Source organism: Brevibacillus brevis NBRC 100599 (assembly GCF_000010165.1).
GTDB lineage: Bacteria > Bacillota > Bacilli > Brevibacillales > Brevibacillaceae > Brevibacillus > Brevibacillus brevis_D.
The window spans coordinates 2656202-2667986 of the sequence record NC_012491.1; the positions used below are offsets into that span (position 1 = coordinate 2656202).

Consider the following 11785-nt stretch of genomic DNA (forward strand, 5'->3'; position numbering starts at 1 on the left):
GGTGATTACATGGCGAGATTTGCAATAGGGGAGCAAGCATCTTTTAGCAGAACGATTACGGAGACTGATATCGTTCTATTTGCGGGAATGAGTGGGGATTATAATCCGGTGCACATTGACCAACAGTACGCAAAAGACACGCGATTCGGCCAGCGTATCTCACATGGACTGTTGACGGCTAGCATGTTGTCCAGATTGCTCGGGATGCAGCTGCCTGGCATCGGTTCCATTTACAAAGACCAGACCATTTCGTTTACGGCTCCGGTATTGATCGGAGACACGATCACCGCGACCGCCACTGTGCTGGAGTATCAAGAAGAGCGTGGCATCATCCGATTGCTTACGGAATGCACGAATCAGCATGGAAAAGTAGTTCTGACTGGAACAGCGACGATGCTCGTACCGAGGGAAGGAGCGAAAGTATGAATCATCTTGAAGCGAATACGATCCAAGAGCAGACCATCGGAGTGGAAGCGACGTCCGTATTTTTTCCTGAAGGTGTAGAAACAGCTGAATGTTTGGCTGAAAAGACAGGAATCCCCACGCAAGTCATTATCGAAAAATTCGGTCTTTATCAGAAGCATGTCGCAGATGACACCCTTCATGCATCAGACCTCGCTGTGCTCGCTGCCCAACAGCTGACCGGCTCGGTGATCGATCCATCTGAGATTGACGTGATTATTTACTTTGGCAGCCCGCACAAAGATTACTATGTATGGTCCAGCGCACCGAAGATTACATACGAGCTAAAAGCGACAAACGCATACGGTTTCGAGATGATGAACGTCAGCTCTTGTTTTCCAATCGCCTTGAAGGTTGCCAAAGATATGCTGACGGCAGATGCATCCATTGAAAACATCTTGCTGGTTGCTGGCTGTAAAGAATCACAAATCGTCGATTACGACAATCCTCGCTCACGCTTCATGTTTAATTTTGCAGATGGGGGGACAGCGGCTCTCGTAAAACGTGGAGCTACTAAGAGCAGAATTCTCCACAGCTGTGTCATTACCGATGGTTCTTTTCACGATGATGTAAGGGTACCCGCTGGCGGCTCAAGGCACCAGCCTAGCCATGAAACGGTGGAAAACAGACTTCATTACATCGATGTGCCGAATCCGAGCGATATGAAAGAACGGCTTGATCCCATCTCGATACCAAACTTTGTTCATGTGGTAGAGCAGGCATTGGCAAAAAGTAATCGTTCCTTGCGTGATTTGAAGCTGCTGCTTCCTTTGCACACAAAGCGTTCGATGTTCCTGGAACTATTGGAACGTTTGCAACTGAGCGAGGAGCAGGCCGTCTATCTCGATCATTACGGGCATTTGTCTGCACTCGACCCGTGTATTGGACTGCATGTCGCACAGCAAGAGGGACGTCTTTCCCCAGGGGATATTGTCGTAGCGGTCAGTGCTGGGACTGGATATACGTGGGCTGCAACCGTCCTGGAATGGTTAGCCGAATCGCAATGAACATTATGACACTCGAGGAGGAACGGGCGTGAAAAAAAGAGGATGGAACATGTTGCTTCCGCTAGCGATGTCTGTCGTGCTTGTTGTTGGCTGCAGCCAAAATGAAAGCGCTTCATCTGGTGGCGGCAATACGATCAAGGTAGGCGTACTCGCTTCGCTCACAGGTCCACTGGAGAGCTACGGCAAGCAGACGGCAAGAGGTTTTGAGCTCGGACTCGATTATGCAACAGAAGGCAAGCGAGAGATCGGTGGCAAAAAGATCGAGTTTGTCATGGAGGATACGGAGACGAAGCCGGATGTCGCCGTCCAAAAAGCAACGAAGCTCCTGGAAACTGATAAGGTAGATTTTCTCGTAGGCTCCTCGAGTTCAGGCGATACGCTAGCTGTCCTTCCTCTGGCAGAGGAGTACAAAAAAATCATGGTCGTAGAGCCAGCAGTAGCAGATAGTATCACCGGGAAAAACTGGAACAAATACATTTTTCGCACAGGTCGAAATTCTTCACAGGACGCAGTAGCAGGCGCTGCGGCAATTGCTTCTAAAGGAACAAAGATCGCGACAATGGCTCAAGACAGCGCCTACGGTCGAGAAGGGATCGAAGCCTTTAAGACCGCCGCTGAAAAATTAGGGGCTGTCATTATCGAAGAGCAATACGTGGACACGAGCACGACTGATTTTACAGCCAACATTCAAAAAATCATTAGCGCTAAACCCGAGTATGTGTTCATCACGTGGGCAGGCTCGAACTCCCCGTGGAAACAGCTGCAAGATATGCAGGTTCAGAAAAAAGGCATCAAGGTGTCTACGGGAGCGCCTGATATCGCTGCATTGAAAACGATGGAGGCAATGATCGGGATGGAAGGCTTCTCGGTGTATTACCATTCGCTCCCCAAAACGAAAATGAACGACTGGCTCATCGATGAGCACCAGAAGCGTTTTCAAGGCGAGATTCCAGATTTATTTACGGCAGGCGGGATGACGGCAGCCGTAGCGATTGTGGAAGCACTGAAAAAGACGAACGCCGATACAGATTCGGAGAAGTTGATTGCTGCGATGGAAGGCATGACCTTTGATTCGCCGAAGGGTCAGATGCAGTTCCGGGTGGAGGACCATCAGGCACTGCAAACATTGTACGCGATCAAGCTAGAGAAAAAAGAAGGAGTCGATCATCCGGTCCCTGTGCTCGTTCGGGAGATGACGATGGAAGAGACAGCACCGCCTGTCAGGAACCAGAAGTAGAGGAGGTGTGTGATGAGTTACTTGTTGGAAACGGTTGACGCAAGCGTAGCATTCGGGGAGCAAACAGTCATAAACAAGGTATCGCTACGCATACCGAAGCAGCGATTTACTTCGATCATTGGACCGAATGGAGCTGGAAAGACGACGCTGTTTAACCTGTTAAGCGGACAGCTTACTCCCTCGCAAGGAACAATCAAGTACAAGGGACAAGAGATTACACACTTGCCCCCAGCAGCACGAGCGAGAATGGGGATTGGCCGATCGTTTCAATTGACAAACTTATTTCCCAAGCTAACGGTGCGGGAAAATATTCGATTAGCCGTGCAAGCTTCGCAGGGAGTTCGGTTTCGTCTATGGATTTCCCAGGCAGATCAGATGCGACAGGCTGAGGAAGTTGAACGATTGCTACATCTGGTATTGCTGGAGAAAAAGGCAGATGTGTTGGCAAGCCTACTGGCGCATGGGGAAAAACGAAAGCTGGAGCTGGCCATGCTCCTTGGACTGCGTCCGGATGTTCTTTTACTCGACGAACCGACGGCGGGGATTTCGCTGGAGGAAGTCCCGGCTGTATTGAGAGTGATCGAATCCATAAAGGAAAGCAATTCGTGCACGATCATCCTCATCGAACACAAGATGGACATGGTCAAATCACTCTCCGATCACATGGTCGTTCTGTTTCATGGAGAGCTATTGGCTGAGGGAACCCCGACTGACATGATGCGAAATGAACAGGTGCAATCTGCCTACTTGGGAGGGTTGTATAAGCATGATGCTGCAACTTGATCAGATTGAAACGTACCTCGACCAGTTTCACATCTTGCAAGGTGTCTCGCTCTCTGTGCAAGCAGGTAGTATTACTGTCCTGTTTGGTCGAAACGGCGCTGGCAAAACAACGACGCTTCGTTCCATCATGGGGCTTGCCCCGATCCGTCATGGTCAGGTTCGCTATCGAGGAGAAGAAATCGGACATTTGCCGACCTATTCCATCGCACGTAAAGGGATTGGGTATGTGCCCGAGAATCAAGGGATTTTTCATGATTTTACGGTAGAAGAGACGTTCCGGCTCGCCATGCAAAAAAATGACGACGAACAAAAAGAAAAGCTGGCGTGGATGCTCGATCTTTTTCCAGACCTGCATCACTACTGGAAAAAGAAAAGTGGGCACTTAAGCGGTGGTCAAAAACAAATGCTTGCGATTGCACGAGCTTACGTGAACAGCAACGGACTCTTGTTAATAGACGAACCGAGCAAGGGGCTTGCACCCATCATGGTTGAAAAACTCATGTTCCACATCGAATCGATGAAAGAGAAAACGACCGTGCTATTAGTTGAACAAAACTTTATGATGGCGAGCATGATTGGCGAGCAGTACTACTTGATGGATGAAGGGAAAATTGTCCGCAGTGGCGCGATGCAGGAGTTGAAGGATGATGCAGATACGCGACAAAAATATTTGGGTATTGCATGAGCGTATGACAGGGAGGGGGAGGATGAAATGGATGTCGCGATAAATTTGCTTGTAAATGGACTGGCGACAGGCACACTCATTTTCTTGCTCGCTTCCGGGCTCACGTTGATCTTTGGCTTAATGAGTGTGTTGAACTTTGCCCACGGCGGATTGTTTGCCTGGGGAGCCTTTGCTGGTGTATGGCTTTTCGGAGTGACCGATAGCTTTCTTCTGGCCATCGTAGGTGCTGCCGTCATCGGGATGCTGCTCGGTTTCGTGCTAGAGCGCGTTCTGATCCGTCCCGTGTATGGTGATCATATTCAGCAACTGCTTGTGACATTGGGCGGAATGCTCGTGATCAGTGAATTGCTCAAGGTGTTTTGGAGCCCCAATCCCATTCGGGCAGGATTACCAGATTATTTGCAAGGGAGCATCGAGCTTGGCGACATCATACTAATTACGTATCGCTTGTTTGTCATCGCAGTGGGAATAGCGGTGTACGTCGGGTTGCACCTGCTATTGACGAGAACGAGACTAGGCTTGATCGTCCGAGCGGGCGTCATCGATAAGGAAATGGTGCAGGCACTCGGCATCAATATTAAACAAGTGTTTACTTTCGTCTTTTTGCTGGGGGCAGGCATGGCTGCGCTGGGAGGAAGTCTGCTAGCCCCGTATTCGGGGGTGATTTTTGCGGAAATGGGTATGCAGTATGCGATTCTGGCATTCATCGTCGTCATTGTCGGTGGGATGGGAAGCGTTCAAGGCTCTATGATTGCGGCGCTTTTAGTAGGGGTGCTCGGCTCGTTTATGGCATACTTCGTTCCAGAGCTTTCACTGGCAGTGAACATGCTGCTGATGCTGGCAGTGCTGCTTATCAAACCATCCGGCCTGTTTGGAGCGAAGGGGTGATTATGCGTTGACTACATCCGGATTGTTGAATCATCGTTTTATCCTCTTTGTGTTTTTGTCTTTAGCCGTTTTGCCGTTTCTTTCAGACTCGCGAAGCCTGTACATCTTGTTCACCCAAATCTTTATCTTTGCAATTTTTGCGATGAGCTTTGATTTGTTGCTCGGCTATACGGGGATCGTCTCATTTGGACACTGTATGTTTTTCGGTATAGGTGCGTACTCTGTGTCTTTATTCCTGAAAAACTTTGACGCGTCGATCGGCTATTTCTTACTTGGTGTACTCGTTGCCATCATGCTATCTGGGATTCTTAGCTATGTGATCGGGATGCTATCCTTGCGCTTAAAAAGTCATTTTTATGCGATGCTGACGTTGGCGATTTCCCAGCTGCTATTCGTATTGGCAGAGAAATGGCGCTCGCTGACGATGGGGGGAGATGGCTTCACCTTCCCGGTGCCTGAGCTGTTTCGGGATCGTTTGTCCTTTTACTATGTATGCCTGCTCTTAATGGTCATGCTGTTCGTCATCTTGCGTGCGTTTACGCGCTCTCCACTCGGCAAGGTACTGAAAGCCATCGGTCAAAATGAACAACGCGCGGAAGCGTTAGGCTATCAAATTCTTCATTATAAGGTTATCGTCAGTATCGTCGCTGGAGTGGTTGCAGCGATTAGTGGGGGCTTGTACGCGGTCATGCTGCGATTCGTAAACACCCAAGTGTTTTCGATTGAAACGACACTGGATGCACTCTTGATGAGCATGATCGGTGGGCTGGGAACGCTATTTGGCTCTATTTTGGGGTCGGGGATCGTAGAGCTGGCGCATCACGGATTGACTGAGTTGGCAAAGCTTCACCCGATATTCGAGAGATGGGTCATATTCCTTGGCTTGCTCTATATTTTGGTCGTGCTCTGCTTTCCGAGCGGAATTGTCGGCAGCTTTCAAGAGTGGAGGGAAAAAAGAAAACAGCGTTCCGTGCAGGCTGCGACGATCGTAGAGCCAGTAGAGTGATAGGGATGAAAGAAGGGAGGTCAACCGATGGAAAAGGTTGGCCTTTTTTTGTCCCATTTTTGTCGAAAGAAAAAGGGGAGAATTATAGTGATGTCGAATTATAATTCATCAATCTTAGAAAAGGTGGAGATGTGCTATGGAATTAAACATGCCAGTGAACTATAATTTCGCAGCCCAGGTGGACGAATGGTCGAAAAAACATCCAGAGAGACGTGCGGTTTGGGAGTTAGATGAGCAAGGCCAGGAGCATATCCTTACGTACGAGAATTTGCGCCAATATTCAAATAAAATCGCAAATGGACTAGGGTCCATTGGAATCGGGCATGGAGATCGGGTACTCGTCCTGGTTTCCCGAGGAACATTGGCTTACGGTCTCTATTTGGCACTACTGAAGCTAGGGGCAGTGATTTTGCCAGGGTCTGAGATGCTGCGTTCCAAAGATATCGAGTACCGGATCAATCATGCAAAAGTAAAGGCAGTGATCAGCTTCGCGGGAGCAATGAGTGAGGTTGATCTGACGAGAGGCAACTGTTCTACCTTGCAACACTACATCACGACGGGCGAAGAAAAAGAAGGGTGGATTTCGCTTGAGGGGTTGCTCCAGGGGCAGGACACAGAATTTGAGGTAGTAAACACGAAGTCGGATGAGCTGGCCTTCCTGTCTTATACTTCAGGGACGACTGGGGGACCAAAAGGGGTTATGCATGTTCACGGTTGGCCGTTTGCGCATTTGGCTGTGGCGGCTACACAGTGGCTGGACGTTCGCGAAGGTGATGTGGTTTGGGCAACGGCTGGGCCTGGTTGGGCCAAGTGGATCTGGAGCCCGTTTGTCTCTACGTTAGGGCTGGGAGCGACCGCGTTTGTCTATAAAGGAAAGTTTTCTGCGGAAAATTATTTGACGATTCTGCAAAATTACCCGGTGTCTGTTTTGTGTGCGACGCCAACCGAGTACAGAATCATGGCAAAAGTAACGGATTTAGAACAATACAAGCTGTCCGCCCTGCGCTCCGCATGTTCGGCTGGTGAACCGCTCAATCGGGAAGTGATCGACACATTCCGCCGCGTCTTCCAGTTGACCGTGCGAGATGGATACGGACAGACAGAGAACACTTTACTGGTGGGTACCTTTGTCGGCATGGAGCCAAGGCCAGGTTCAATGGGCAAGCCATCGCCAGTTGTAAGGATCGCCATTATTGACGAAGAAGGAGCGGAGCTGCCAGTAGGCAAAGTAGGAGATATTGCCATTGATCGCCATATGGTGGCGCTATTCAAAGGCTATCTGGATGATCCGGGGCGCACTGCCAGAGCTTTTCGGGGTGACTGGTACGTGACGGGTGATCAAGGCCGCATGGACGAAGATGGCTACATCTGGTTCGAAGGACGTTCTGATGACATTATCATCTCAGGTGGATATACGATTGGTCCGTTTGAGGTCGAGGATGCGCTGGTGAAGCATGCGGCGGTAGCGGAATGTGCGGCGGTTGCCAGTCCTGATCCGGAGCGTGGTCATGTGGTAAAAGCGTTTGTCATCCTGAAAAAAGGGAATGAGCCATCCGAAGAGATGATCGTGGAATTGCAAAACCATGTCAAGCAATTAACTGCTCCGTATAAATACCCGCGCAAAATCGAGTTTGTACAAGAACTGCCGAAAACAACCTCCGGTAAAATCAGACGGATCGAGCTACGGCAGCAGGAGGCACAGCAAAATCAGCATTTGTAGGGAATCGTTTGTCTTACGAAAATGTAAGATTGCTGTAAGTGGATTCGATGGGACGAAATGCGTGCATCCCCTACAATGTGAGTAGAAGCAAGGCAAGGGGGAGTGCAGCATGAACCACCTTCCAATCCCATTAGGAAGAAACACCGACTTGTATGAAGCGGCGAGCATACCCAAGATTAAGAAACTCGGTGTTCGTTGGAAAAAACGACTGCGTATCAGTTTTCTCGTGATCATGATGGCAGCTATCCTGGCGCCGATCGTGCTTGCGTGGACAGGGAATATATGGATAGATGAAAAAAAGCTGGCTGGTGTACAGCAATCCAACAGTTATGTAAAGCTGGACGAAATGCCTGATTATGTGTGGAAGGCATTCGTTGCAATAGAGGATCATCGGTTTATGCAGCATCCAGGAGTGGACCCGATTGGATTGAGCCGAGCGATCTGGGTCGATGTCAAGGAAGGTGCCTACGTGCAGGGCGGAAGTACAATCACCATGCAGTTGGCGCGGAACCTGTTTCTCACAAACGACAAAACCATGACTAGAAAAGTAAAAGAAGTCGCGATCGCGTTACAATTAGAGCAGCGATACAGCAAAAAAGAACTGCTCGAAATGTACCTCAACGTCATTTATTTCGGGCACGGAAAATACGGAATTGGCGAGGCTGTTCCCTTTTACTTCGGAAAAAAAGCAAATGAAACAGGAAATCGAGCAGTAACATTAGGAGAAGCGGCCATGCTAGCTTCTTTGCCGAAAGGACCAGAGCGTTACTCACCGGTAAAGAACTGGGACCGAGCCAAAGAACGACAGGTGGTTGTGCTAAATCGGATGAACGAATTGGCCGTGATCGATCAAAGCGAAAGTACATTGGCAAAGAATGAGCAGATATCCGTTGTTCCCACCGCCAAACGCGCAGCGAAATAAATGAATGTGATGGAATCCCCTGTCTGGATGGCAGGGGATTTTTGCTATTTCCTGTGCACTCACCCATCCCAACCGTTGGGCATAAAATACAAGGAGGAACTACAGGAAGGAGTCCAAAAACGTCATGAGTTCGTATCCTTTTCAGACACAAGCACAACCAGCGTCGAGTACCCCCTCTATGAATTCCTTCATCGAACCTTATTTGTACCAGACGTTGCAAAGTGTCATACGGCGTGAAGTTGCCATTCAAACAACCCAGGGAAATGTCCGTGGAATCGTTGTCGATGTGCTACCTGACCATGTGGTACTGCAGATGGGTGGTTCTACGTTTTTTGTACGCATACAACAGATCGTCTGGGTTATGCCGTTTTAAACTGGTATGAAACAACCCTTCGCCCACATAAAACAGTACAGGTAGGTGCAAAAAGGGGGAGGGAAGCAGGTTGTTTACTCGTATCAACAGGTTGGCAATTGAGCTGCCAGAGCCGGCTTATGGTGATGCCAACGCTGCTGCGGCCGTCCAGGAGCTATTGGGCGGTCGTTTTGGTGAGATGTCAACGCTAAACAATTATTTGTTCCAATCCTTCAACTTTCGTGGAAAGAGCAAGCTGAAGCCTTTTTATGACTTGGTCGCCAGCATTACAGCGGAAGAAGTCGGGCATGTGGAGCTGGTCTCCAATGCAATCAATTTGTGCATGAAAGGCATTACGCGACCGGGGGACCCTGATACAACTCCACTGAATAACGGCTTGAATAAGCGCAATACGTACCATTTTATTGCGACCGCACAAACCGCCATGCCAGGAGACTCCATGGGAAAATCATGGACAGGGGATTACGTATTTTCGAGCGGGAATCTGGTGCTTGATCTTTTGCACAACTTTTTTCTCGAGTGTGGGGCGCGAACTCACAAGATGAGGGTGTACGAAATGACGGATCATCCCACAGCCCGGGCCATGATCGGTTACTTGCTCGTCAGAGGGGGCGTCCATATCGTAGCGTACGCCAAAGCGTTGGAGATCGCTACGGGTGTGGATATGACGAAAATGCTGCCTGTTCCCAATCTGGATAACACACAATTCGATGCGACTCACCCGTATATCGCGATGGGATTGAATCGCAAGCTGTTTACGTTCAGCTATCAGGACTATCAGGATATTGCCATGATTTGGCGCGGCCCGTTGCCTGATGGTGGAACAGCAGAAGTCATTCAAGGCGTCCCGGATGGCGGCCCAGTTCCGGATTTAGATGAACTGCCAGAAGAATTTGCACCAGGTGTATCGCGGGAAGACTTTATGAAAATCGCGGAACGCTTGCAAAGGTCAGCGGGGATGTAGATGGAATGGAAAAGCACGAAAAAAGTGACCAGTCCGCAATGGCATGCAGATTGGTCACTTGTTCTTGTTCAGCAATATTACGTCGTTCGATTCACAGCCTTGCCCAAAGCATCTTCTAATACATGGGCATACTGCATCGTCGTTTCGATTTTGGAGTGCCCCAGCTGTGCTTGGAGCTGATGGGGGTCTGGATTCAAGCGGAGAAACTGTGTAGCAAAGCTGTGACGAAGCTTATGGACAGACAAATCGGGAATGCCGAATGCTTTCGCGTACTTTTTGACCAGCTTTTGTACAGATCGTACTTCGATGCGATGCCCATTCGGATTGGCAGGGGAGACAGCGAGAAAAACAGCGTCCTCTTGCGGTTCGGGATTGTATTTGTCACGCAGCTGCAAGTATTTGGCTAAGTGCTCTTTGCCCCAGTCACTAAAAAAGGGAGCGTCCTCTTTCTTTCCTTTGCGAATCAATTTCAACTGGTTTTTTTCCATAATAATGTCGGATAGATCGAGACTGACGATCTCTGAAACACGGAAACCACCGGAGAGAATCATCGCGATCAAGGCAGTATCCCGGTCGCGGTTTTGCATGTGATACTGCTTCTTTTTTTCCGTATCGCAATGAGCCAAATATCCGTTGTAGACAAAATCAACGAACTGATAGATTTCGTCGTCTATCAGGATTTTTGCCCGAATGGCGTGGGCGCGTGCGAGGGGAGTCAGCTCCGTGATCTCCAGCTCGATTTTGGCGAGTACATTCCGCGTCAAATACGATTCCCCATTCTCATCCTCAGCGAGGGCAGACAAGTAATGAAAAAGCGATTTCAGGCTCGATATTTTTCTGCTGATCGTGCGGTCACTGTACTCTTTCTTCGCGCTTTTGGTAGGGTTCGAGAGCAAAGCAGATCGCTCATACAGATGCGACTCCTGCAAGTATAATATGTAGCTTTCTACCGTTTCCTTCCTTAAGTCATTCAAATCGCTTAACGGAATGTCCTTCATATCCGATGCAGTACTCAATCCTTCTGTCATCATCCAGCGAAAGAAAAAGGAGAAATCGCGCAGGTATCCAAGTAAGGTGGAGGGTGAGTTCTTTTTTGCTTTTTTATGCTCAATAAACTTTTCGACATACCATGGGTAGGAGCCCACTGTTTGCAAAAGCTGCAAGGCATCGCGCTGTTTGGTAACGGACATGCTTTCACCACCAACATCTATTTGTAATCGTATACGAACATATATTCTATCAAAAACCAAACGTTCTGGGAATTGCAAATTGAACAAGAAACCGTCATGATGGGGAGTGTGGATCGATGTTGGACAAGAACGGAGTGGATTTGTAGTGGCAACATGGGACTTATCTCAGACGAAACATCATGTGCTGATTTGTAACGGTGGAAGCTGTATGCGCAAGGGGGGCGAAGAGGTTACCGTAGCGATACGCGAAGCGATTACCGAATCAGGTTTGGATGACTATGTACATACAACTCGCACGCGTTGCAACGGACGCTGTGAGGACGCGTGCGTAATGATCGTGTACCCCGAGGGAATCTGGTATGAAAACGTGACACCAGAAGATGCACAGAAGTTGGTGGAAGAGCATTTTCAAAATGGCAGACCAGTAGAGTCCTTGATGACGCATCGCTTCGAAACGAACGGTTTTGTGCGTACGATAGACACCAAGCCCGGTATCTTAAAATCACAAAAGGCAAAAAAATGAGGAAAAGGCCACGATCTGCTCATGA

The 11785-nt window shown here is 48.9% G+C and carries 13 protein-coding genes; 12 read left to right on the forward strand and 1 reads right to left on the reverse strand.

Annotation, left to right across the window (positions count from 1 at the left end; all coding sequences use genetic code 11):
- Positions 1 to 9 precede the first annotated feature (9 nt).
- The 11 genes from BBR47_RS13190 to BBR47_RS13240 all read left to right on the forward strand — a co-directional run bounded on the left by BBR47_RS13190 (position 10) and on the right by BBR47_RS13240 (position 10047).
- Complete coding sequence (locus tag BBR47_RS13190; RefSeq protein WP_012686263.1) at positions 10 to 426, forward strand: MaoC family dehydratase; 417 nt, start codon at positions 10 to 12, stop codon at positions 424 to 426.
- A complete protein-coding gene (locus BBR47_RS13195) occupies positions 423 to 1469 on the forward strand; it encodes a 3-oxoacyl-ACP synthase (RefSeq protein ID WP_012686264.1) in 1047 nt (348 codons plus the stop codon). Before BBR47_RS13190 ends, BBR47_RS13195 begins: the two co-directional genes overlap by 4 nt.
- Positions 1470 to 1536: 67 nt before the next feature.
- Complete coding sequence (locus BBR47_RS13200; RefSeq protein WP_419761087.1) at positions 1537 to 2706, forward strand: substrate-binding domain-containing protein; 1170 nt, start codon at positions 1537 to 1539, stop codon at positions 2704 to 2706.
- 12 nt (positions 2707 to 2718) lie between these two features.
- The gene (locus tag BBR47_RS13205) at positions 2719 to 3489 is read left to right on the forward strand and encodes an ABC transporter ATP-binding protein (RefSeq protein WP_012686266.1); all 771 of its coding nucleotides are present in this window, start codon (positions 2719 to 2721) and stop codon (positions 3487 to 3489) included.
- Positions 3473 to 4174 (forward strand): ABC transporter ATP-binding protein, encoded by a 702-nt coding sequence (locus tag BBR47_RS13210; protein ID WP_012686267.1) that lies wholly within the window; start codon positions 3473 to 3475, stop codon positions 4172 to 4174. The genes BBR47_RS13205 and BBR47_RS13210 overlap by 17 nt, the downstream gene beginning before the upstream one ends.
- A 27-nt stretch (positions 4175 to 4201) precedes the next feature.
- Positions 4202 to 5062, forward strand: coding sequence for a branched-chain amino acid ABC transporter permease (locus BBR47_RS13215; RefSeq protein ID WP_012686268.1), 861 nt, complete (start codon positions 4202 to 4204; stop codon positions 5060 to 5062).
- A gap of 7 nt (positions 5063 to 5069) precedes the next feature.
- A complete protein-coding gene (locus tag BBR47_RS13220) occupies positions 5070 to 6068 on the forward strand; it encodes a branched-chain amino acid ABC transporter permease (protein ID WP_012686269.1) in 999 nt (332 codons plus the stop codon).
- Between the two features lie 136 nt (positions 6069 to 6204).
- Entirely contained in the window at positions 6205 to 7788 is a 1584-nt protein-coding gene (locus BBR47_RS13225) for an AMP-binding protein (RefSeq protein ID WP_012686270.1), read from the forward strand.
- Positions 7789 to 7897: 109 nt separating this feature from the next.
- Complete coding sequence (locus tag BBR47_RS13230; RefSeq protein WP_012686271.1) at positions 7898 to 8710, forward strand: transglycosylase domain-containing protein; 813 nt, start codon at positions 7898 to 7900, stop codon at positions 8708 to 8710.
- A gap of 124 nt (positions 8711 to 8834) precedes the next feature.
- Positions 8835 to 9083 (forward strand): YuzF family protein, encoded by a 249-nt coding sequence (locus tag BBR47_RS13235; RefSeq protein WP_012686272.1) that lies wholly within the window; start codon positions 8835 to 8837, stop codon positions 9081 to 9083.
- A gap of 70 nt (positions 9084 to 9153) precedes the next feature.
- On the forward strand, positions 9154 to 10047 hold the full coding sequence (locus BBR47_RS13240) for a manganese catalase family protein (protein WP_012686273.1): 894 nt from the start codon (positions 9154 to 9156) through the stop codon (positions 10045 to 10047).
- A 77-nt stretch (positions 10048 to 10124) separates the two neighbouring features.
- On the opposite strand, the gene xerS is transcribed toward BBR47_RS13240, so the two are convergent.
- Positions 10125 to 11237, reverse strand: a complete 1113-nt coding sequence (xerS, locus tag BBR47_RS13245) for a tyrosine recombinase XerS (protein WP_041749404.1) — start codon at positions 11235 to 11237, stop codon at positions 10125 to 10127.
- Between the two features lie 145 nt (positions 11238 to 11382).
- On the opposite strand from xerS, the gene BBR47_RS13250 reads away from it, so the two are divergent.
- Positions 11383 to 11760 carry a (2Fe-2S) ferredoxin domain-containing protein gene (locus BBR47_RS13250; RefSeq protein ID WP_012686275.1) on the forward strand — a complete coding sequence of 126 codons (378 nt, stop codon included), beginning with the start codon at positions 11383 to 11385 and terminating at the stop codon, positions 11758 to 11760.
- Positions 11761 to 11785: the final 25 nt, after the last annotated feature.

What these genes read in the sequence shown, in the direction of transcription:
- BBR47_RS13190 (WP_012686263.1), top strand. Translation starts at nt 10, where the DNA reads ATGGCGAGATTTGCAATAGGGGAGCAAGCATCTTTTAGCAGAACGATT.
- BBR47_RS13195 (WP_012686264.1), top strand. Translation starts at nt 423, where the DNA reads ATGAATCATCTTGAAGCGAATACGATCCAAGAGCAGACCATCGGAGTG.
- BBR47_RS13200 (WP_419761087.1), top strand. Translation starts at nt 1,537, where the DNA reads ATGTCTGTCGTGCTTGTTGTTGGCTGCAGCCAAAATGAAAGCGCTTCA.
- BBR47_RS13205 (WP_012686266.1), top strand. Translation starts at nt 2,719, where the DNA reads ATGAGTTACTTGTTGGAAACGGTTGACGCAAGCGTAGCATTCGGGGAG.
- BBR47_RS13210 (WP_012686267.1), top strand. Translation starts at nt 3,473, where the DNA reads ATGATGCTGCAACTTGATCAGATTGAAACGTACCTCGACCAGTTTCAC.
- BBR47_RS13215 (WP_012686268.1), top strand. Translation starts at nt 4,202, where the DNA reads ATGGATGTCGCGATAAATTTGCTTGTAAATGGACTGGCGACAGGCACA.
- BBR47_RS13225 (WP_012686270.1), top strand. Translation starts at nt 6,205, where the DNA reads ATGGAATTAAACATGCCAGTGAACTATAATTTCGCAGCCCAGGTGGAC.
- BBR47_RS13230 (WP_012686271.1), top strand. Translation starts at nt 7,898, where the DNA reads ATGAACCACCTTCCAATCCCATTAGGAAGAAACACCGACTTGTATGAA.
- BBR47_RS13235 (WP_012686272.1), top strand. Translation starts at nt 8,835, where the DNA reads ATGAGTTCGTATCCTTTTCAGACACAAGCACAACCAGCGTCGAGTACC.
- xerS (WP_041749404.1), bottom strand. Translation starts at nt 11,237, where the DNA reads ATGTCCGTTACCAAACAGCGCGATGCCTTGCAGCTTTTGCAAACAGTG.